Genomic DNA, 18,965 nt, shown 5'->3' on the forward strand with positions numbered 1-18,965 from the left:
GTAATGGCTAAGAAAATCGAAGCTTATATCAAGCTGCAAGTGAAGGCCGGTCAGGCCAACCCGAGTCCCCCCGTTGGTCCTGCTCTGGGTCAGCACGGTGTGAACATCATGGAGTTCTGTAAAGCGTTCAACGCACAGACTCAAGGTCTGGAGCCGGGCCTGCCGGTACCGGTTGTGATCTCTGTATACAGCGATCGCTCCTTCACCTTCATCATGAAGTCTCCGCCCGCCGCGGTTCTGCTGCGTAAGGCTGCCAAGATCAAGAGTGGTTCCGGTCGTCCGAACACCGACAAAGTCGGTAAAGTGACCCGCGCTCAGATCGAAGAAATCGTGGAAATGAAAAAAGCAGACCTGACTGCCTCCGATATGGACGCAGCGGTGCGCACCATCGCGGGTTCTGCTCGCAGTGCCGGTATCGAAGTGGAGGGTCTGTAAGTGGCTAAATTGACCAAGCGTCAGCGCGCAATGGCTGAAAAACTGGAAGCTGGCAAAGCTTACGGTATCGACGAAGCCGTCGCGCTGCTGAAAGAGTTCTCCAACGTTAAGTTCTCCGAAACCGTTGATGCTGCCATCAACCTGGGTATCGATCCGCGTAAATCCGACCAGGCTGTTCGCGGTGCGACCACTCTGCCGCACGGTACCGGTAAAGACGTACGCGTTGCTGTATTCACCCAGGGTGCCAACGCCGACGCCGCGAAAGAAGCGGGCGCCGATGTTGTAGGCATGGACGAGCTGGCCGCAGAAGTGAAAGCCGGCAAGATGGATTTCGACGTGGTCGTGGCTTCTCCGGACGCCATGCGCGTTGTAGGCCAGCTGGGCCAGATCCTCGGTCCACGCGGCCTGATGCCGAACCCGAAAACCGGCACCGTAACCCCGGACGTTGCGACTGCGGTTAAGAATGCCAAGGCTGGTCAGGTGCGTTTCCGCGCTGACAAAGGCGGCATCATTCACGGCGGTATCGGCAAAGTTAGCTTTGACGCCAAGGCTCTGAAAGAGAACCTGGAAGCGCTGGTTGCTGACCTGAAAAAGGCCAAGCCGGCTTCCGCGAAAGGCGTATACCTGAAAAAGATCACCCTGAGCACCACTATGGGCCCGGGTCTGACTCTGGATCAGGCTTCTCTGGACGTTAAGTAATTCCCGAGGGGATTCACTGCGTTCAGTAAAAAGAACTTTGGGGTTCGTCGCGCTGCTGGGGTTGTTTCCAGATGGGGCGACGGGCCGTCAAAGACCGTAGGTGCGGTGGGTGTTTGAGGTTTAAATGTCCCCGCTTAATCCGCTCTCTGGCCAAGTGGCCACTAGGTCCTGAACCGAAGGGAGCGAGCCTACGCAGACGGTGTGCCCAAACCAGTATTTTTACTGGATTTGAGCTTTAAGCACCGGAACGGGCCGGGTTTACATGGTGTTCCCGGCCTTCATTCAAATCCAGGAGTGACACTATGGCTATTGGACTCGTAGACAAGAAAGCGATTGTCGCGGAAGTCCAGCAGGCTGCTGAGGGTGCTCTGTCTGCGGTTGTTGCGGATTCCCGTGGCGTAACCGTGAATGACATGACTGCCCTGCGCAAAGAGGCTCGCGAGAACGGCGTTTGGTTGAAAGTCGTCCGCAATACTCTGGCGCGTCGCGCTCTGGCCGGTACCGAATTCGAATGTCTCATCGAGAAATTCGTCGGTCCCAGCATCATTGCTTTCTCCAACGAACACCCGGGTGCCGGCGCGCGCATCCTGAAGGCGTTCGCGAAAGACAATGAAAAGCTGGAGCTGAAAGGTGCCGCCTTCGAAGGCGTAGCGACTGACATCGCTCTGTTGGCAAGCCTGCCGACTTACGATGAAGCAATCGCTAAGCTGATGAGCTGCATGAAAGAAGCCTCTGCTGGCAAACTGGTTCGCACTATTGCGGCCGTTCGCGACCAAAAAGAGCAGGAAGCTGCGTAATTGTTTCGCAAAAGCGAAATGGCAGTTTTCCACTTTTAAAGAAATTACGAGCAGTTTCCTGCTCACACGAAATCAGGTACTAACTCATGTCTCTGACTAAAGAAGATATCATCAATGCGATCGCCGAAATGTCCGTTAAGGACGTTGTTGAGCTGATCGAAGCAATGGAAGAGAAATTCGGCGTAACCGCAGCGGCTGCTGTTGTTGCCGGTGGCGCTGCTGGCGGCGAAGCTGCTGCAGAAGAGAAAGACTCTTTCGACGTAATCCTGGCAAGCGCTGGCGACAAGAAAGTGAACGTGATCAAGGCTGTTCGCGGCATCACTGGTCTGGGCCTGAAAGAAGCCAAAGCTCTGGTAGACGGCGCTCCAAGCCCGCTGAAAGAAGGCGCTACCAAAGAAGAGGCCGAAGAAGCCAAAGCGCAGCTGGAAGAAGCTGGCGCTACCGTAGAACTGAAGTAATTCGGTTTTACCAATGGCCGCCAACCGCGATTGATTCAGCGGTTGGCGGAAAGGCTGGTGGATATTTGTCCGCCGGCCTTTTTGCCGTTTGCGGCATGGGGCTTTTTTGCGCCACTGGCGCAGAGCGTTTCACAAGGTAAACGGCAAACAAACCGAGAGGTTTGCGCTCAGAGTGGTACGTTTTTTGGTCACTTCCATAAGCGTAGCGCAATGTGCAGAGACTTCTCGCCCGGATGGACTGCGTACTGTCAGAAATCTGACCGCAGTTCTGATGAAGTCTTGTCACCGATCAAGCTGGGGAATATGAATGGCTTACTCATACACTGAGAAAAAACGTATCCGCAAGGATTTTGGCAAACTGCCTAAGGTCATGGACGTGCCTTTCCTGCTTGCGATACAGCTGGAATCGTATCGCAAATTTACTCAGGCCGACACGCGCCCGGATGAGCGCCTGGATATCGGCCTGCAGGCTGCGTTCAAGTCTGTATTTCCGATTGTCAGCTACTCTGGCAACGCCGCTCTGGAGTATGTGAGCTACACACTCGGCAAACCCGCCTTCGATGTCAAGGAATGTACCCTGCGCGGTGTGACCTACGCCTGCCCGCTGCGTGTACGTGTTCGCCTGATTATTTACGATAAAGAATCAGCGAATAAGTCCATCAAGGACATCAAGGAACAGGAAGTGTACATGGGCGAGATTCCGCTCATGACCGAAAACGGTACCTTCGTGATTAACGGTACCGAGCGCGTAATCGTATCCCAGCTGCACCGCTCCCCGGGTGTATTCTTCGATCACGACAAAGGCAAGACCCACTCCTCCGGTAAGCTGCTCTACGCCGCGCGAGTGATTCCTTACCGCGGCTCCTGGCTGGATTTCGAATTCGATCCGAAGGACCTGGTCTACGTACGTATCGACCGTCGTCGTAAGCTGCCGGCAACCATCCTGCTGCGCGCCCTGGGTTATAGCTCCCAGGAAATGCTGGAAATGTTCTTCGACACCAGCAAGTTCACCCTGAACGACGAAACCGTCAGCCTCGAGCTGATTCCGTCCCGCCTGCGCGGTGACGTTGCCTCCTTCGACATCAAGGACGGCAACGGCAAGGTGATTGTTGAAGAAGGCCGCCGCATTACTCCGCGTCACATCCGTCAGCTGGAAAAGGCTGGTGTCGAAAAGCTGGAAGCGCCGATTTCCTACCTGTACGGCCGCGTACTGGCCCATGACGTGATCGACGACTCCACCGGTGAGGTAGTGGTAGAGGCGAATGCCGAGATCACCGAAGAAGTGGTCACCAAGCTGCGCATCCTGAATGTTCAGACCATCGAGACGCTGTACACCAACGATCTGGATTGTGGTCCGTTCATTTCCGACACCCTGCGCGCCGACCCTTCCCGTACCGAGCTGGAAGCGCTGGTGGAAATCTACCGCATGATGCGCCCGGGCGAGCCGCCCACCAAGGAGTCTGCAGAGTCTCTGTTCGAGAATCTGTTCTTCTCCGACGAGCGCTATGACCTGTCTGCGGTTGGTCGCATGAAGTTCAACCGCCGCCTGAATCGCGAAGACGAGACTGGCCAGGGCACTCTGAGTAAAGAAGACATCGTCGATGTTCTGAAGACCCTGATCGAGATCCGTAACGGTCGCGGCATGGTGGACGATATCGACCACCTGGGTAACCGTCGTGTGCGTTCCGTGGGTGAGATGGCGGAAAACCAATTCCGCGTCGGTCTGGTACGTGTAGAGCGTGCGGTAAAAGAGCGCCTGTCCATGGCCGAGTCCGAAGGCCTGATGCCGCAGGACCTGATCAACGCCAAACCGGTGGCCGCTGCGGTGAAGGAATTCTTCGGTTCCTCCCAGCTGTCCCAGTTTATGGACCAGAACAACCCGCTGTCGGAAGTTACCCACAAGCGCCGCGTTTCCGCGTTGGGCCCGGGTGGCCTGATCCGTGAGCGTGCGGGCTTTGAGGTGCGCGACGTGCACCCGACCCACTACGGCCGTGTATGTCCGATTGAAACACCGGAAGGTCCGAACATCGGTCTGATCAACTCTCTGGCCACCTATGCCCGCGCCAACCACTACGGCTTCCTGGAAAGCCCGTACCGCAAGGTGGTTGACGGTCAGGTAACCGACGAAATCGAGTACCTGTCTGCGATCAACGAAGCCAATTACGTGGTGGCACAGGCGTCTGCTGCGGTGGACGAGAACGGTCGTTTTACCGATGACCTGGTCAGCGTGCGCCACCAGTACGAATTTACCCTGAAGACCCCGGACGAAATCCAGTATATGGACGTGTCCGCCCGTCAGGTTGTGTCTGTTGCCGCGGCAATGATTCCGTTCCTGGAACACGATGACGCCAACCGCGCATTGATGGGATCGAACATGCAGCGTCAGGCGGTTCCGACCCTGCGCGCTGAGAAACCGCTGGTGGGCACCGGCATGGAGCGCACCGTAGCGCGCGACTCCGGTGTCTGTATCGTGGCCAAGCGCGGCGGTGTGATTGAGCGCGTCGATGCCAGCCGCGTGGTTGTGCGCGTGCACGACGACGAGGTGGAAGCCGGTGATGCGGGTGTGGATCTGTACGGTCTCACCAAGTACACCCGCTCCAACCAGAACACCTGCATCAACCAGCGCCCGATCGTAAAGACCGGCGACGTGGTTGCCCGCGGTGACATCCTGGCCGACGGCCCGTCTGTCGATCTGGGTGAGCTGGCTCTGGGCCAGAATATGCGCATCGCGTTCATGCCGTGGAACGGCTACAACTTCGAGGACTCCATCCTCGTCTCCGAGCGCGTGGTTCAGGAAGACCGCTTCACCACTATCCATATCCAGGAGCTGACCTGTATTGCCCGTGATACCAAGCTGGGCAGTGAGGAAATCACCTCGGATATTCCCAACGTGGGCGAGTCTGCGCTGAACAAGCTGGATGAGTCCGGCATCGTGTACATCGGTGCGGAAGTGGGCGCTGGCGATATTCTGGTGGGTAAGGTGACCCCGAAAGGCGAAGCCCAGCTGACCCCGGAAGAAAAACTGCTGCGTGCGATCTTCGGTGAGAAGGCCTCCGACGTAAAAGACACTTCTCTGCGTGCGCCTTCCGGCACCCGCGGTACCGTGATCGACGTACAGGTCTTCACCCGCGATGGTCTGCAGAAAGACCAGCGCTCCCTCGCCATCGAGAAGGCCCAGCTGGACGAAGTGCGCAAGGACCTGAACGAAGAGTACCGCATCGTCGAAGGTGCAACCTTCGAGCGTCTGGCGGCGGCTTTGGACGGTCAAACCGTTGCCGGTGGTAAGGGCGTCAAGAAAGGCGACGTGCTGAACGCCGAGATCCTCGCCGGCCTGCCGCGCGAAGACTGGTTCAAGCTGCGCATGACCGAAGACAGCCTGAACGAGCAGCTGGAAAAAGCCGAAGCGCAGCTGAAAGAACGTCGCAAACTGCTGGACGAGCAGTTTGAAGACAAGAAGAAAAAACTGGAATCCGGTGACGATCTGGCGCCAGGCGTACTCAAAATCGTCAAGGTCTACCTGGCGATCAAGCGTCGCATCCAGCCCGGTGACAAAATGGCCGGCCGTCACGGTAACAAGGGTGTGATCTCCGTGATCAAGCCTGTGGAAGATATGCCGTACGACGAAAACGGTGAGCCGGTGGACGTGGTGCTGAACCCGCTGGGTGTACCGTCGCGGATGAACGTCGGTCAGGTTCTGGAAATGCACCTGGGTATGGCGGCGAAAGGTCTCGGTGTGAAGATCGATCGCATGATCAAGGAGAAGCAGGAAGCGGCGAAGATTCGTGGATTCCTGGAAGACGTCTACAACTCCACCGGTGGCCGCAAAGAAGAGCTGGACGCGCTGTCCGACGAGGAAGTGCTCGCCATGTCCGAAAACCTGCGTCGCGGTGTCCCCATGGCGACTCCGGTATTCGACGGTGCGCAAGAGCCGGAGATCAAGAAGCTGCTGCGTCTGGCGGACATCCCGGATTCCGGTCAGATCACTCTGTACGACGGCCGTACCGGTGACTCCTTCGAGCGTCCGGTTACTGTGGGCTACATGTACATGCTGAAGCTGAACCACCTGGTCGACGACAAGATGCACGCGCGTTCTACCGGTTCCTACAGTCTGGTTACCCAGCAGCCGCTGGGTGGTAAGGCGCAGTTCGGTGGCCAGCGCTTCGGTGAGATGGAGGTGTGGGCACTGGAAGCTTACGGTGCCGCTTACACCCTGCAGGAAATGCTCACGGTCAAATCCGATGACGTGGAAGGTCGTACCAAGATGTACAAGAACATCGTGGATGGCGACCACCGCATGGAGCCGGGCATGCCCGAATCCTTCAACGTACTGGTCAAGGAAATCCGCTCGCTGGGTATGAACTTCGAGCTGGAAAACGAGTAACACTGGTATCAATCGGATTTAGTAGACAGAGGCCGGTGGCGGCGATCGGAAATCACCACCACCGGCACTTCCGGCCCGAGAGGCAGTTGGCCGGAATGACTACCCCCTAGTGGAGGAAAGGCCTTGAAAGATTTGTTAAACCTGGTGAAAGCCCAGGATCAGCTCGAAGAATTTGACGCTATCCGTATCGGTCTGGCTTCGCCGGACATGATTCGCTCCTGGTCCTACGGCGAAGTGAAAAAGCCAGAGACCATCAATTACCGTACCTTCAAGCCGGAGCGCGAAGGCCTGTTCTGTGCCAAAATTTTTGGCCCGGTAAAGGACTACGAGTGCCTGTGCGGTAAGTACAAGCGCATGAAGCACCGCGGCATCATCTGTGAGAAGTGCGGCGTTGAAGTCACTAAGGCGAAAGTGCGCCGTGAGCGCATGGGCCACATCGAACTGGCGAGCCCGGTTGCGCACATCTGGTTCCTGAAATCCCTGCCGTCCCGTATCGGCCTGCTGCTGGATATGACCCTGCGTGATATCGAGCGCGTGCTGTACTTCGAATCCTACGTGGTGACCGATCCGGGTATGACCACCCTGGAGCGCGGCCAGCTGCTGAACGACGAGCAGTACTTTGAGGCGATGGAAGAGTTCGCCGATGAGTTTGAAGCGAAAATGGGTGCGGAAGCCATCCAGGAGCTGATGAACGACATCGAGCTGCCCACCGAGATCCAGCGTCTGCGCGAGGAGATCCCGGCGACCAACTCCGAGACCAAGATCAAGAAGCTGTCCAAGCGCCTTAAGCTGCTGGAAGCCTTCTACAAATCCGGCAACAAGCCGGAGTGGATGATCATGCAGGCGCTGCCGGTTCTGCCACCAGATCTGCGCCCGCTGGTACCCCTGGATGGTGGCCGCTTTGCGACCTCCGACCTGAACGACCTGTACCGTCGCGTGATCAACCGTAACAATCGTTTGAAGCGCCTGCTGGAGCTGAACGCGCCGGACATCATCGTGCGCAACGAAAAGCGTATGCTGCAGGAGTCTGTGGACGCGCTGCTGGATAACGGCCGTCGCGGCCGCGCCATCACCGGTTCCAACAAGCGCCCGCTGAAATCCCTGGCCGACATGATCAAGGGTAAGCAGGGTCGTTTCCGTCAGAACCTGCTGGGTAAGCGTGTGGACTACTCCGGTCGTTCCGTGATCGTGGTGGGTCCGACCCTGCGTCTGCACCAGTGTGGTCTGCCGAAGAAAATGGCTCTCGAGCTGTTCAAGCCGTTTATTTTCGGCAAGCTGGAAGCCCGCGGTCTGGCTACCACCATCAAGGCGGCCAAGAAAATGGTCGAGCGCGAAGAAGCGGTGGTGTGGGACATCCTTGACGAAGTGATTCGCGAACACCCGGTACTGCTGAACCGTGCACCGACCCTGCACCGTCTGGGTATCCAGGCGTTCGAGCCGGTACTGATTGAAGGTAAAGCGATTCAGCTGCACCCGCTGGTGTGTGCGGCGTACAACGCCGACTTTGACGGTGACCAGATGGCGGTACACGTACCGCTGACCATCGAAGCGCAGCTGGAATCCCGCGCGCTGATGATGTCCACCAACAACATCCTGTCGCCCGCCAACGGTGAGCCGATCATCGTACCGTCTCAGGACGTGGTACTGGGTCTGTACTGGATGACCCGCGAGCGCGTAAACGATAAAGGCGAAGGCATGTTCTTTGCCGACACCAAGGAAGTGAGCCGCGCGTTCTATGCCAAGCAGGTCGGTCTGCAGGCGAAGGTCAAAGTGCGTATCGACGAGACTTCCATTGGTGAAGATGGCGAAAAGCAGGTTACCCGTACGGTGTACGACACCACCGTTGGTCGTGCGCTGCTGTGGAACATCGTGCCGGAAGGTCTTCCCTTCGAGTACGTTAACCAGCCAATGAAGAAGAAGGCCATCTCCAAGGTGCTCAATGAGTGCTACCGCAAGGTGGGTCTGAAGGCGACCGTGATCTTCGCGGACCAGTTGATGTACACCGGCTTCGATTTCTCCACCAAGTCTGGTTCTTCCATTGGTGTGAACGACTTCGAGATCCCGGCCGCCAAGGCCGAACTCATCGCTTCTGCGGAAGAGGAAGTGAAAGAAATCGAAACCCAGTTCGCATCCGGTCTGGTAACCGCGGGTGAGAAATACAACAAGGTCATCGACGTCTGGTCTCGAACCAACGACAAGGTGACCCAGGCGATGATGGCCGGCATCAAGAAAGAGCCGGTGATCGATCGCGAAGGTAATGCGACCGAGCAGGACTCCTTCAACTCCGTATACATGTACGCCGACTCCGGCGCACGGGGTAGTGAGGCCCAGATTCGTCAGCTGGCCGGTATGCGTGGTCTGATGGCCCGTCCGGACGGTTCCATTATCGAGAACGCCATTACCGCGAACTTCCGTGAAGGTCTGAGCGTACTGCAGTACTTCATCTCGACTCACGGTGCCCGTAAAGGTCTGGCGGATACCGCTCTGAAAACTGCGAACTCCGGTTACCTGACCCGTCGTCTGGTGGACGTTGCGCAGGACGTGGTCATTACCGAGATCGACTGCGGTACTGACGATGGCCTGACCATGGCGCCAGTGATCGAAGGCGGTGACGTCATCGAGTCTCTGGGTGACCGTATCCTGGGTCGTGTGGTGGCGCGCGACGTGACCAAGCCAGGTAGTGAAGAAATCGCGGTACCCGCGGGCACCATGATCGACGAAGCCTGGGTTGAGCGCATCGAAGGTATGGGCATCGACGAGGTCATCGTGCGTTCCGCGATTACCTGTGAGACCGCCCATGGTATCTGTGCCCAGTGTTACGGCCGTGACCTGGCTCGTGGCCACCGCGCCAACCCCGGTGAGTCCGTGGGTGTTGTGGCGGCACAGTCCATTGGTGAGCCGGGCACCCAGCTGACCATGCGGACCTTCCACATCGGTGGTGCGGCGAGCCGTGCCTCTGCAGCGGACAGTATTCAGGTCAAGCAGCCCGGTACCGTGCGTCTGCACAATGTGAAGACCGTGAAGACCGAAAGCGGCAATCTGGTAGCGGTATCCCGTTCCGGTGAGCTGGCGGTGGCCGACTCTGCCGGCCGCGAGCGCGAGCGCTACAAGCTGCCTTACGGTGCGGTGATCAGCGTCGACGAGGGTGCGACCATTGACGGTGGCCAGATTGTGGCCAAGTGGGATCCACACACCCACCCGATCATCACCGAGGTTGCCGGCTGGGTGAAACTGTCCGGTATGGAAGATGGTCTGTCCATCCGCAAGCAGACCGACGAGATTACCGGTCTGTCCTCCATCGAGGTCATCGACCCGGCGGAACGCCCGGCAGCGGGTAAAGACCTGCGTCCGGCGGTGACGCTGGTGGACGAGAATGGCGAAGAGCTGACCCTGGCCAACTCCAACGCGCCGGCGCACTACGCGTTGCCGCCGCGTGCGATCTTGAGCCTGAAAGACAGCGACAAGGTGAATGTCGGTGACGTAATCGCCCGTATTCCGCAGGAATCCGGCGGTACCAAGGACATCACCGGTGGTCTGCCGCGGGTTGCCGACCTGTTCGAAGCCCGTAAGCCGAAAGAGCCGTCCATTCTGGCGGAGATCTCCGGTACCGTTTCCTTCGGTAAAGAAACCAAAGGCAAGGTACGCCTGCAGATCACTCCGCAAGACGGCAAGCCGCTGGCCAACGGCAAGGATCACTACGAGGTACTGATTCCGAAGCACCGCCAGCTGACCGTGTTCGAAGGTGAAACCGTAGAGAAGGGTGAGGTCATTTCTGACGGCCCGTCCAATCCGCACGACATTCTGCGCCTCAAGGGTGTGGAAGAACTGGCGCGCTACATCACCAACGAAATCCAGGAGGTTTACCGCCTCCAGGGTGTGGGCATCAACGATAAGCACATCGAGACCATCGTGCGTCAGATGCTGCGTAAAGTTGAAATCCTTGAGATGGGCGACTCCGAGTTCATCAAGGGTGACCAGGTGGAATACCAGCGCGTGGTAGAAGAGAACGAACGTCTGCGCGCCGAAGGCAAGCAGCCGGCTCAGTTCGAGCGTCTGCTACTGGGTATCACCAAGGCGTCCCTGGCGACCGAGTCCTTCCTGTCCGCGGCCTCCTTCCAGGAGACCACCCGCGTACTGACCGAGGCGGCGGTAACCGGCAAGGAAGACAGCCTGCGTGGTTTGAAAGAGAACGTGGTGGTGGGTCGTCTGATCCCGGCTGGTACCGGTCTCGCCTACCACGCCGAGCGCAAGCGCAAGCGCACCCAGCAGCTGGCTCCTGGCTTCGCCGAGGGACCGTCTGCCGAAGAGGTGGAAGCGGCACTGACCGAAGCCCTGAAATCTTCCGGGGAGTAAGGTCTTCAGGACGGAGTAGTCTGACCGGTTGGTTTGCCATATCAGGCGCTGACCGGTCTGTTCCGGATCGCAACCACTTGTCGATGTGAGTGTTTACTTCGGTAGGTGGTTGACTCGGGGTGGCCGCGTTTATAGAATGCGGCCCCCGCTAATGGGGTGCGATTGCCCGGAGGCATTTCAGCCGACGGAATATCGCGCACTGACGATAGGCCCTCACTGCTGTTTATGGTGGGGGCGTTTTATTTTGGAGTGATTTTTAATGGCAACGATCAACCAGTTGGTTCGTAAGCCGAGAAAACGCAAAGTTGAAAAAAGCGACGTGCCTGCACTGCAAGCTTGCCCGCAGCGCCGTGGAGTTTGTACTCGTGTGTATACCACTACACCGAAGAAGCCGAACTCCGCACTGCGTAAAGTTTGTCGTGTGCGCCTGACCAACGGCTACGAAGTAGCTTCGTACATCGGCGGTGAAGGCCACAACCTGCAGGAGCACAGCGTGGTGCTGATTCGCGGCGGTCGTGTTAAAGACCTGCCGGGTGTGCGCTATCACACTGTGCGTGGTGCACTTGACTGTGCCGGCGTAAACGATCGCAAGCAGGGCCGTTCCAAATACGGTGCCAAGCGTCCTAAGAGTTAATTCCCCTAGGTCAATTTGCGTTTCGGTTTAACGAATAACCGGAGTAAGGCTGAGCTCGCCGATTTGTAGTTACTATGTTTAGTGAATCAGGCGGCGTCTCAGAGTAACCCTGAAGAGAGGCAATCCCATGCCAAGAAGACGAGTAGTCGCCAAGCGCGAAGTGCTGCCCGATCCCAAGTTTGGGAACGTGACTCTGGCCAAGTTCATGAACCATGTCATGATCTCTGGTAAGAAGTCCGTGGCAGAGAGCATCGTTTACGGTGCGCTGGATCTGGTTTCAGAGAAACTGAACAAAGATCCGATTGAAATTTTCGAAGAATCCCTGGAAAACATCGCCCCGATGGTGGAAGTGAAGTCCCGTCGTGTTGGTGGTGCTACTTACCAGGTACCGGTAGAAGTGCGTCCGGCACGTCGTACTGCGCTGGCAATGCGCTGGCTGGTAGATTTCTCCCGTAAGCGCGGTGAGAAGTCCATGGCCCAGCGTCTGGCCAATGAAATGATCGATGCATCCCAGAACAAGGGCGGCGCGGTCAAGAAGCGTGAAGACGTGCACCGTATGGCGGAAGCCAACAAAGCGTTCTCCCACTATCGTTTCTAAGATAGTGACGCTTCTAAGTCTGATGATTATTTCCATCGGAAATTAAAACCGAAAGGCAGCAAGGAAGGTAAAACTCCGCGCTGCCTTTTGCCGTTATATCGAGGATACAACTGTGGCACGTAAAACGCCTATCGAACGCTATCGCAATATCGGTATCTGCGCCCACGTAGACGCCGGTAAAACCACCACTACCGAGCGCGTACTGTTCTACACCGGTCTGTCCCACAAAATTGGTGAGGTGCACGAAGGCGCAGCCACCATGGACTGGATGGAGCAGGAGCAAGAGCGCGGTATCACCATTACCTCCGCCGCTACCACCTGTTTCTGGGCCGGTATGCAGCAGCAGTTTCCGCAGCACCGCGTAAACATCATCGACACCCCTGGACACGTTGACTTCACCATTGAAGTAGAGCGTTCCCTGCGTGTTCTCGACGGTGCCGTGGTTGTACTGTGTGGCTCTTCCGGCGTTCAGCCGCAGACCGAAACTGTATGGCGCCAGGCCAACAAGTATGAAGTACCGCGTATGGTCTTCGTCAACAAGATGGACCGCGCCGGTGCAGACTTCCGTAAGGTTGTCGGCCAGCTGAAGACCCGTCTGAACGCCAGTGCAGTTCCGCTGCAGATGACCATTGGCTCCGAAGACGAGTTCAAGGGGGTCGTCGACCTGGTGAAAATGAAGGCCATCCTGTGGAACGAAGACGACATGGGTATGACTTTCGAATACGGCGATATCCCGGCGGATATGCAGGACGAGTGCGATGAAATGCGCGAGTTCCTGGTGGAAGCCGCTGCGGAAGCCAGCGAAGAACTGATGGAAAAATACCTGGAAGAAGGTGAGCTGACTGAAGAAGAAATCAAGTCCGCTATCCGTCAGCGCACTCTGGCCAACGAAATCGTACCGGTTCTGGGCGGCTCCGCGTTCAAGAACAAGGGCGTGCAGGCCATGCTGGACGCGGTCATTGAATACCTGCCGGCGCCGACCGAAGTTAAGGCGATCGAAGGTACTCTGCTGGATAAAGACGAGACCGTCGAAACTCGTGTTGCCGATGACGATGCGCCGTTCGCGGCACTGGCATTCAAAATCGCCACTGATCCCTTCGTTGGTACTTTGACCTTCTTCCGTGTGTACTCCGGTAAGCTGGAAAGTGGCACCGCGGTATACAACTCCGTGAAGCAGAAGAAAGAGCGTGTCGGCCGTATGGTGCAGATGCACTCCAACGAGCGTAAAGAGATCAAAGAAGTGCTGGCGGGCGACATCGCTGCGGCGATTGGCCTGAAAGATGTGACCACTGGTGACACCCTGTGTGCCGAAGACGCCAAGATCGTTCTCGAGCGTATGGAATTCCCGGAGCCGGTAATCTCTGTTGCGGTTGAGCCGAAGTCCAAGCCGGACCAGGAAAAAATGGGTATCGCACTGGGCAAGCTGGCTCAGGAAGACCCGTCTTTCCGTGTGAAAACCGACGAAGAGACCGGTCAGACCATCATCTCCGGTATGGGTGAGCTGCACCTGGACATCATCGTTGACCGCATGCGTCGTGAATTCAACGTGGAAGCCAACATCGGTAAGCCGCAGGTGGCCTATCGTGAAACGATCCGCAACACCTCTGAGATCGAAGGCAAGTTCGTTCGTCAGTCCGGTGGTCGCGGTCAGTACGGTCACGTTTGGGTGAAATTTGAGCCGGCGGAAGACGAGTCCCAGGAAGGTCTGGAATTCGAAAACGCCATCGTGGGTGGTGTGGTACCGAAGGAATACATCCCGGCGGTACAGAAAGGTATCGAAGAGCAGATGCAGAACGGTGTTCTGGCTGGCTACCCGCTGCTGGGCCTGAAGGCTACCCTGTACGACGGCTCCTTCCACGACGTGGACTCCAACGAAATGGCGTTCAAGATCGCCGGTTCTATGGCGACCAAGAAGCTGGCAGACGTTGGCGGTGCGGTACTGCTCGAGCCGATGATGAAGGTAGAAGTGGTAACCCCGGAAGAGAACATGGGTGACGTCGTGGGCGACCTGAACCGTCGTCGCGGTCTGATTCAGGGTATGGAGGACAGCAGCTCCGGTAAGGTAGTTAACGCGGAAGTGCCGCTGGCCGAAATGTTCGGTTACGCCACCGATCTGCGTTCTGCGACCCAGGGCCGTGCGACCTACACCATGGAATTCCTGAAGTACGCGGAAGCGCCGAAAAACGTCGCCGACGAAATTATCGCCAAGAACAAAGCTTAAGCTTTAGTCCCTTTAGAACTTTTAAGTTAGAGGATCCTGAAAATGGGAAAAGAAAAGTTTGAACGTTCCAAGCCCCACGTAAACGTGGGCACCATCGGTCACGTTGACCACGGTAAAACCACCCTGACCGCTGCGCTGACTCGCGTATGTGCCGAAGTATGGGGCGGCGCTGCCGTTGCTTTCGACGGTATCGATAACGCTCCGGAAGAGCGTGAGCGTGGTATCACCATCGCGACCTCTCACGTGGAATACGAGTCCCCGACCCGTCACTACGCCCACGTAGACTGCCCGGGACACGCCGACTACGTTAAGAACATGATCACCGGTGCTGCTCAGATGGATGGCGCTATCCTGGTATGTGGCGCGACTGACGGTCCTATGCCGCAGACCCGTGAGCACATCCTGCTGTCCCGTCAGGTAGGTGTACCTTACATCGTTGTGTTCCTGAACAAAGCAGACCTGCTGGCAGAAGACTGTGGCGGCGTAGGCTCTGAAGAATATGCAGAGATGCTGGAACTGGTAGAGATGGAGCTGCGCGAGCTGCTGGATCAATACGAATTCCCGGGTGACGACACTCCGATCATCGCTGGTTCTGCCCTGATGGCCCTGAATGGCGAAGATGACAACGAGCTGGGCACCAGCGCGGTTAAGAAGCTGGTAGAAACCCTGGATGAGTACATTCCGGAGCCAGAGCGCGCTGTAGATCAGCCGTTCCTGATGCCGATCGAAGACGTATTCTCCATCTCTGGTCGCGGTACCGTAGTAACTGGTCGTGTAGAGCGTGGCATTATCAACACTGGTGACGAAATCCAGATCGTTGGTATCAAAGAAACCACTCAAACCACCTGTACCGGTGTTGAAATGTTCCGCAAGCTGCTCGACGAAGGTCGTGCTGGTGAGAACATTGGCGCCCTGCTGCGTGGCACCAAGCGTGACGAAGTTGAGCGTGGTCAGGTACTGGCGAAGCCGGGCTCCATCACCCCGCACACCAAGTTCGAAGGTGAGGTGTACATCCTGTCCAAGGACGAAGGTGGTCGTCACACCCCGTTCTTCAAAGGCTACCGTCCGCAGTTCTACTTCCGTACCACCGACGTAACCGGTGCGGTTGAGCTGCCAGAAGGCACTGAAATGGTAATGCCGGGCGACAACATTCAGATGAAAGTTGAGCTGATCTGCCCGATCGCCATGGAGGAAGGTCTGCGCTTCGCGATCCGCGAAGGTGGCCGTACCGTGGGCGCCGGCGTTGTTGCCAAGATCATCGACTAATTCCTAGTCTCTGATCTCATGAGCCAGAAGCCGCGGCAGAGATGCTGCGGCTTTTTTGTGTCTGCTCAGTTCTGACTGGAACTGTTGGTCGAGTACCGGAAAGGGATGTTTGCCTGATATGTGGTCCGTCTGCGCTGGCAGTTGGTTAAAAAATGGTAGCCGCTATTGACACACCTCTGTCCTACCCGTAGACTTCGCGCTCCTTTTCGCCCGCCCTCGGGGCTGCGTAAAAGGACGTTCTTTAGATTTACAACTGGAGTTTGATTCCATGCAGGGTCAACGCATCCGAATTCGCCTGAAGGCCTTCGATCACAAGCTGATTGATGCGTCTACTCAGGAGATCGTAGAGACGGCCAAGCGCACTGGCGCCCAAGTACGCGGTCCAATCCCGCTGCCGACTCGCAAAGAGAAGTACACCGTGCTGATTTCTCCGCACGTCAATAAAGACGCGCGCGACCAGTACGAAATTCGTACTCACAAGCGTTTGCTGGACATCGTAGAGCCTACCGAGAAAACCGTCGACGCGCTGATGAAGCTCGATCTGGCGGCCGGTGTAGAGGTTCAGATCAGTCTCGGCTAACACTTCAAATTAACTACCGAATCCCAGGCGAAAACGGTCTGGGTAGTGTAACGCTCTGAAATTGGGCGGCCGCAGTGGGTTAAAGCCCCGTGCACTGAGAGGTTGAAAAGATGACTATAGGTATTGTCGGCCGCAAGAGCGGCATGACTCGCATCTTCACTGAAGATGGCGCTTCTATCCCGGTAACTGTTATCGAGGTAGCTCCGAATCGCGTCACCCAGGTGAAAACCGTGGAAACTGATGGCTACTCCGCAGTTCAGGTAACTGTGGGTGCCCGTAAAGCTTCCCGTGTCTCCAAGCCCGAAGCGGGCCACTTCGCCAAAGCCAATACTGAGGCTGGCACTGCTCTTTTCGAACTGCGCACTGACGGTTCTGAAGAGTCCTTCGAAATCGGTTCTGAAATCACTGTGTCTGGCTTTGAGGCCGGTCAGAAGATTGACGTAACCGGCACTTCCAAAGGTAAAGGTTTCCAGGGCGGCGTTAAGCGCTGGAATTTCCGTACCCAAGACGCTACTCACGGTAACTCTCTGTCTCACCGCGCGCCCGGTTCTATCGGTCAGTGCCAGACTCCTGGCCGCGTGTGGAAGGGCAAGAAAATGGCCGGTCACATGGGTGCTGAGCGTGTTACCACGCAAAACCTGGAAGTAGTTCGTGTGGACGCCGAGCGCAACTTGCTGCTGGTTAAGGGTGCCGTACCTGGCGCACCTGGCGGTGACGTTATCGTTCGTCCGGCAGTTAAAGCCTAAGTCTGAGGGGAAATAGATATGGAACTGAATATCGCAACTCCCGAAGGCGCTAAAGGCACTGTTGCAGTCTCTGAAGTGGCTTTCGGTCGTGAATTCAATCAGGACCTGGTGCACCAGGCAGTCGTCGCCTATATGGCTGGCGCTCGTCAGGGTACCAAGGCTCAGAAAAACCGCGCTGCGGTTTCCGGCGGCGGCAAGAAGCCGTGGCGCCAAAAAGGTACTGGCCGCGCGCGTGCTGGTACTATCCGCAGCCCGCTGTGGCGTTCCGGTGGCGTAACCTTCGCTGCTGAACCTCGTGATCACAGCGTTAAGCTGAACAAGAAAATGTACAGCGCTGCACTGCGCTGCATTCTCTCCGAGCTGGCTCGTCAGGAGCGTCTGGTTGTGGTTGAGTCCTTCGACGTGGAAGCGCCGAAGACCAAGCAGCTGGTAACCAAGCTGGCACAGTTCGATCTGTCTGAAGCGTTGATCGTGACCGAAGAGGTTAACGAAAACCTCTACCTGGCCGCGCGCAACCTGCACAAGATCGATGTTCGCGATGTACAGGGTATCGATCCGGTAAGCCTGATTCGCTTTGACAAGGTCGTGGTTACCGTTTCTGCACTGAAGAAAATTGATGAGGTGCTGGGATGAACCAAGAGCGAATTTACAAAGTCCTGCTGGGCCCGGTGATTTCCGAGAAGGCTGCTGTACTGGCGGATGCCGCCAACCAGGTAGTGTTCAAAGTGACCACCGACGCTTCCAAAGCCGAAATCAAGGCCGCGGTAGAAAAGCTGTTCAATGTATCTGTTGAGCAGGTTCGCACCGTGAACGTTAAAGGCAAGACCAAGCGCACCCGCTACGGTATGGGTCAGCGCAACGATTGGAAAAAAGCCTACGTTCGTCTGGCCGAAGGCAGCGACATCAACTTCGAAGCTGCTGAGTAAAGGGGAAAGTTACAATGGCTCTTGTAAAAGCAAAACCGACCTCTGCTGGCCGTCGTCACCTGGTTAAGGTTGTTAATTCTGACCTGCATAAAGGTGCACCTTACGCGCCGCTGCTGGAGAAGAAGTCCAAGTCCGGTGGTCGTAACAACAACGGTCGTATTACCACGCGTCACATCGGTGGTGGTCACAAGCACCATTACCGCATCGTTGACTTCAAGCGCAACAAAGATGGCATTCCGGCGACTGTTGAGCGTCTGGAATACGATCCGAACCGCAGCGCGCACATCGCACTGGTGTGCTACGCCGATGGTGAGCGTCGTTACATTATTGCGCCGAAGCACCTGAAGGCCGGTGACAAGATTCAATCTGGTGACGCTGCACCGATCAAAGTGGGTAACACTTTGCCGCTGCGCAACATCCCGGTTGGTTCCGTAATTCACGCCATCGAGCTGAAGCCTGGTAAAGGTGCTCAGCTGGCCCGCTCTGCCGGTGCCTCTGTTCAGCTGGTTGCCCGTGAAGGTCAGTACGCGACTATCCGTCTGCGCTCTGGCGAAATGCGTAAAGTGCTGTCCGAGTGCCGCGCCACCCTGGGTGAAGTGAGCAACTCTGAGCACAGCCTGCGCAAGCTGGGTAAAGCTGGTGCCAAGCGCTGGCGCGGTGTTCGTCCTACCGTTCGCGGTGTGGCGATGAACCCGGTAGACCACCCGCACGGCGGTGGTGAAGGTCGTACCTCTGGTGGTCGTCACCCTGTGACGCCTTGGGGTGTTCCGACCAAGGGTAAGAAAACGCGTAAGAACAAGCGCACCGACAACATGATTGTACGTCGTCGCGGCAAGTAATTCTCAGTAGAGAATGTCGCGCACGATGTGTG

The 18,965-nt window shown here is 56.9% G+C and carries 15 protein-coding genes; all 15 read left to right on the plus strand.

What is annotated here, in order from left to right:
• The first annotated feature begins 3 nt into the window (after positions 1-3).
• The 15 genes from rplK to rplB all read left to right on the plus strand — a co-directional run bounded on the left by rplK (position 4) and on the right by rplB (position 18,933).
• Positions 4-435 carry a 50S ribosomal protein L11 gene (rplK, locus tag LRR79_RS06035; RefSeq protein WP_043320779.1) on the plus strand — a complete coding sequence of 144 codons (432 nt, stop codon included), beginning with the start codon at positions 4-6 and terminating at the stop codon, positions 433-435.
• On the plus strand, positions 436-1,134 hold the full coding sequence (rplA, locus tag LRR79_RS06040; RefSeq protein ID WP_231759498.1) for a 50S ribosomal protein L1: 699 nt from the start codon (positions 436-438) through the stop codon (positions 1,132-1,134).
• A 302-nt stretch (positions 1,135-1,436) separates the two neighbouring features.
• Positions 1,437-1,931 (plus strand): 50S ribosomal protein L10, encoded by a 495-nt coding sequence (gene rplJ, locus LRR79_RS06045; protein ID WP_231759499.1) that lies wholly within the window; start codon positions 1,437-1,439, stop codon positions 1,929-1,931.
• Positions 1,932-2,017: 86 nt separating this feature from the next.
• A complete protein-coding gene (gene rplL, locus LRR79_RS06050) occupies positions 2,018-2,389 on the plus strand; it encodes a 50S ribosomal protein L7/L12 (RefSeq protein WP_231759500.1) in 372 nt (123 codons plus the stop codon).
• 307 nt (positions 2,390-2,696) lie between these two features.
• Positions 2,697-6,770 carry a DNA-directed RNA polymerase subunit beta gene (gene rpoB / locus LRR79_RS06055; protein ID WP_231759501.1) on the plus strand — a complete coding sequence of 1,358 codons (4,074 nt, stop codon included), beginning with the start codon at positions 2,697-2,699 and terminating at the stop codon, positions 6,768-6,770.
• A gap of 123 nt (positions 6,771-6,893) precedes the next feature.
• A complete protein-coding gene (rpoC, locus tag LRR79_RS06060) occupies positions 6,894-11,123 on the plus strand; it encodes a DNA-directed RNA polymerase subunit beta' (protein ID WP_231759502.1) in 4,230 nt (1,409 codons plus the stop codon).
• A 259-nt stretch (positions 11,124-11,382) separates the two neighbouring features.
• Positions 11,383-11,757: a 30S ribosomal protein S12 gene (rpsL, locus tag LRR79_RS06065; protein ID WP_231759503.1), complete on the plus strand. Its 375-nt coding sequence runs from the start codon at positions 11,383-11,385 to the stop codon at positions 11,755-11,757.
• Between the two features lie 127 nt (positions 11,758-11,884).
• Positions 11,885-12,355, plus strand: coding sequence for a 30S ribosomal protein S7 (gene rpsG, locus LRR79_RS06070; protein ID WP_010130334.1), 471 nt, complete (start codon positions 11,885-11,887; stop codon positions 12,353-12,355).
• 112 nt (positions 12,356-12,467) lie between these two features.
• Positions 12,468-14,576 (plus strand): elongation factor G, encoded by a 2,109-nt coding sequence (gene fusA / locus LRR79_RS06075; protein ID WP_231759504.1) that lies wholly within the window; start codon positions 12,468-12,470, stop codon positions 14,574-14,576.
• A 42-nt stretch (positions 14,577-14,618) separates the two neighbouring features.
• Complete coding sequence (gene tuf / locus LRR79_RS06080; RefSeq protein ID WP_231759505.1) at positions 14,619-15,842, plus strand: elongation factor Tu; 1,224 nt, start codon at positions 14,619-14,621, stop codon at positions 15,840-15,842.
• 268 nt (positions 15,843-16,110) lie between these two features.
• A complete protein-coding gene (gene rpsJ, locus LRR79_RS06085; RefSeq protein WP_010133849.1) occupies positions 16,111-16,422 on the plus strand; it encodes a 30S ribosomal protein S10 in 312 nt (103 codons plus the stop codon).
• A 110-nt stretch (positions 16,423-16,532) separates the two neighbouring features.
• Positions 16,533-17,168: a 50S ribosomal protein L3 gene (gene rplC / locus LRR79_RS06090; RefSeq protein WP_231759506.1), complete on the plus strand. Its 636-nt coding sequence runs from the start codon at positions 16,533-16,535 to the stop codon at positions 17,166-17,168.
• An 18-nt stretch (positions 17,169-17,186) separates the two neighbouring features.
• Positions 17,187-17,801: a 50S ribosomal protein L4 gene (rplD, locus tag LRR79_RS06095; RefSeq protein WP_231759507.1), complete on the plus strand. Its 615-nt coding sequence runs from the start codon at positions 17,187-17,189 to the stop codon at positions 17,799-17,801.
• Entirely contained in the window at positions 17,798-18,094 is a 297-nt protein-coding gene (gene rplW, locus LRR79_RS06100; protein WP_078084419.1) for a 50S ribosomal protein L23, read from the plus strand. Before rplD ends, rplW begins: the two co-directional genes overlap by 4 nt.
• A gap of 14 nt (positions 18,095-18,108) precedes the next feature.
• On the plus strand, positions 18,109-18,933 hold the full coding sequence (gene rplB, locus LRR79_RS06105) for a 50S ribosomal protein L2 (RefSeq protein ID WP_231759508.1): 825 nt from the start codon (positions 18,109-18,111) through the stop codon (positions 18,931-18,933).
• The last annotated feature ends 32 nt before the right edge of the window (positions 18,934-18,965 follow it).

The organism is Microbulbifer elongatus (assembly GCF_021165935.1).
Lineage (GTDB): Bacteria > Pseudomonadota > Gammaproteobacteria > Pseudomonadales > Cellvibrionaceae > Microbulbifer > Microbulbifer elongatus.

What these genes read in the sequence shown, in the direction of transcription:
- rplK (WP_043320779.1), top strand. Translation starts at nt 4, where the DNA reads ATGGCTAAGAAAATCGAAGCTTATATCAAGCTGCAAGTGAAGGCCGGT.
- rplJ (WP_231759499.1), top strand. Translation starts at nt 1,437, where the DNA reads ATGGCTATTGGACTCGTAGACAAGAAAGCGATTGTCGCGGAAGTCCAG.
- rplL (WP_231759500.1), top strand. Translation starts at nt 2,018, where the DNA reads ATGTCTCTGACTAAAGAAGATATCATCAATGCGATCGCCGAAATGTCC.
- rpoB (WP_231759501.1), top strand. Translation starts at nt 2,697, where the DNA reads ATGGCTTACTCATACACTGAGAAAAAACGTATCCGCAAGGATTTTGGC.
- rpsL (WP_231759503.1), top strand. Translation starts at nt 11,383, where the DNA reads ATGGCAACGATCAACCAGTTGGTTCGTAAGCCGAGAAAACGCAAAGTT.
- rpsG (WP_010130334.1), top strand. Translation starts at nt 11,885, where the DNA reads ATGCCAAGAAGACGAGTAGTCGCCAAGCGCGAAGTGCTGCCCGATCCC.
- tuf (WP_231759505.1), top strand. Translation starts at nt 14,619, where the DNA reads ATGGGAAAAGAAAAGTTTGAACGTTCCAAGCCCCACGTAAACGTGGGC.
- rpsJ (WP_010133849.1), top strand. Translation starts at nt 16,111, where the DNA reads ATGCAGGGTCAACGCATCCGAATTCGCCTGAAGGCCTTCGATCACAAG.
- rplC (WP_231759506.1), top strand. Translation starts at nt 16,533, where the DNA reads ATGACTATAGGTATTGTCGGCCGCAAGAGCGGCATGACTCGCATCTTC.
- rplD (WP_231759507.1), top strand. Translation starts at nt 17,187, where the DNA reads ATGGAACTGAATATCGCAACTCCCGAAGGCGCTAAAGGCACTGTTGCA.
- rplW (WP_078084419.1), top strand. Translation starts at nt 17,798, where the DNA reads ATGAACCAAGAGCGAATTTACAAAGTCCTGCTGGGCCCGGTGATTTCC.
- rplB (WP_231759508.1), top strand. Translation starts at nt 18,109, where the DNA reads ATGGCTCTTGTAAAAGCAAAACCGACCTCTGCTGGCCGTCGTCACCTG.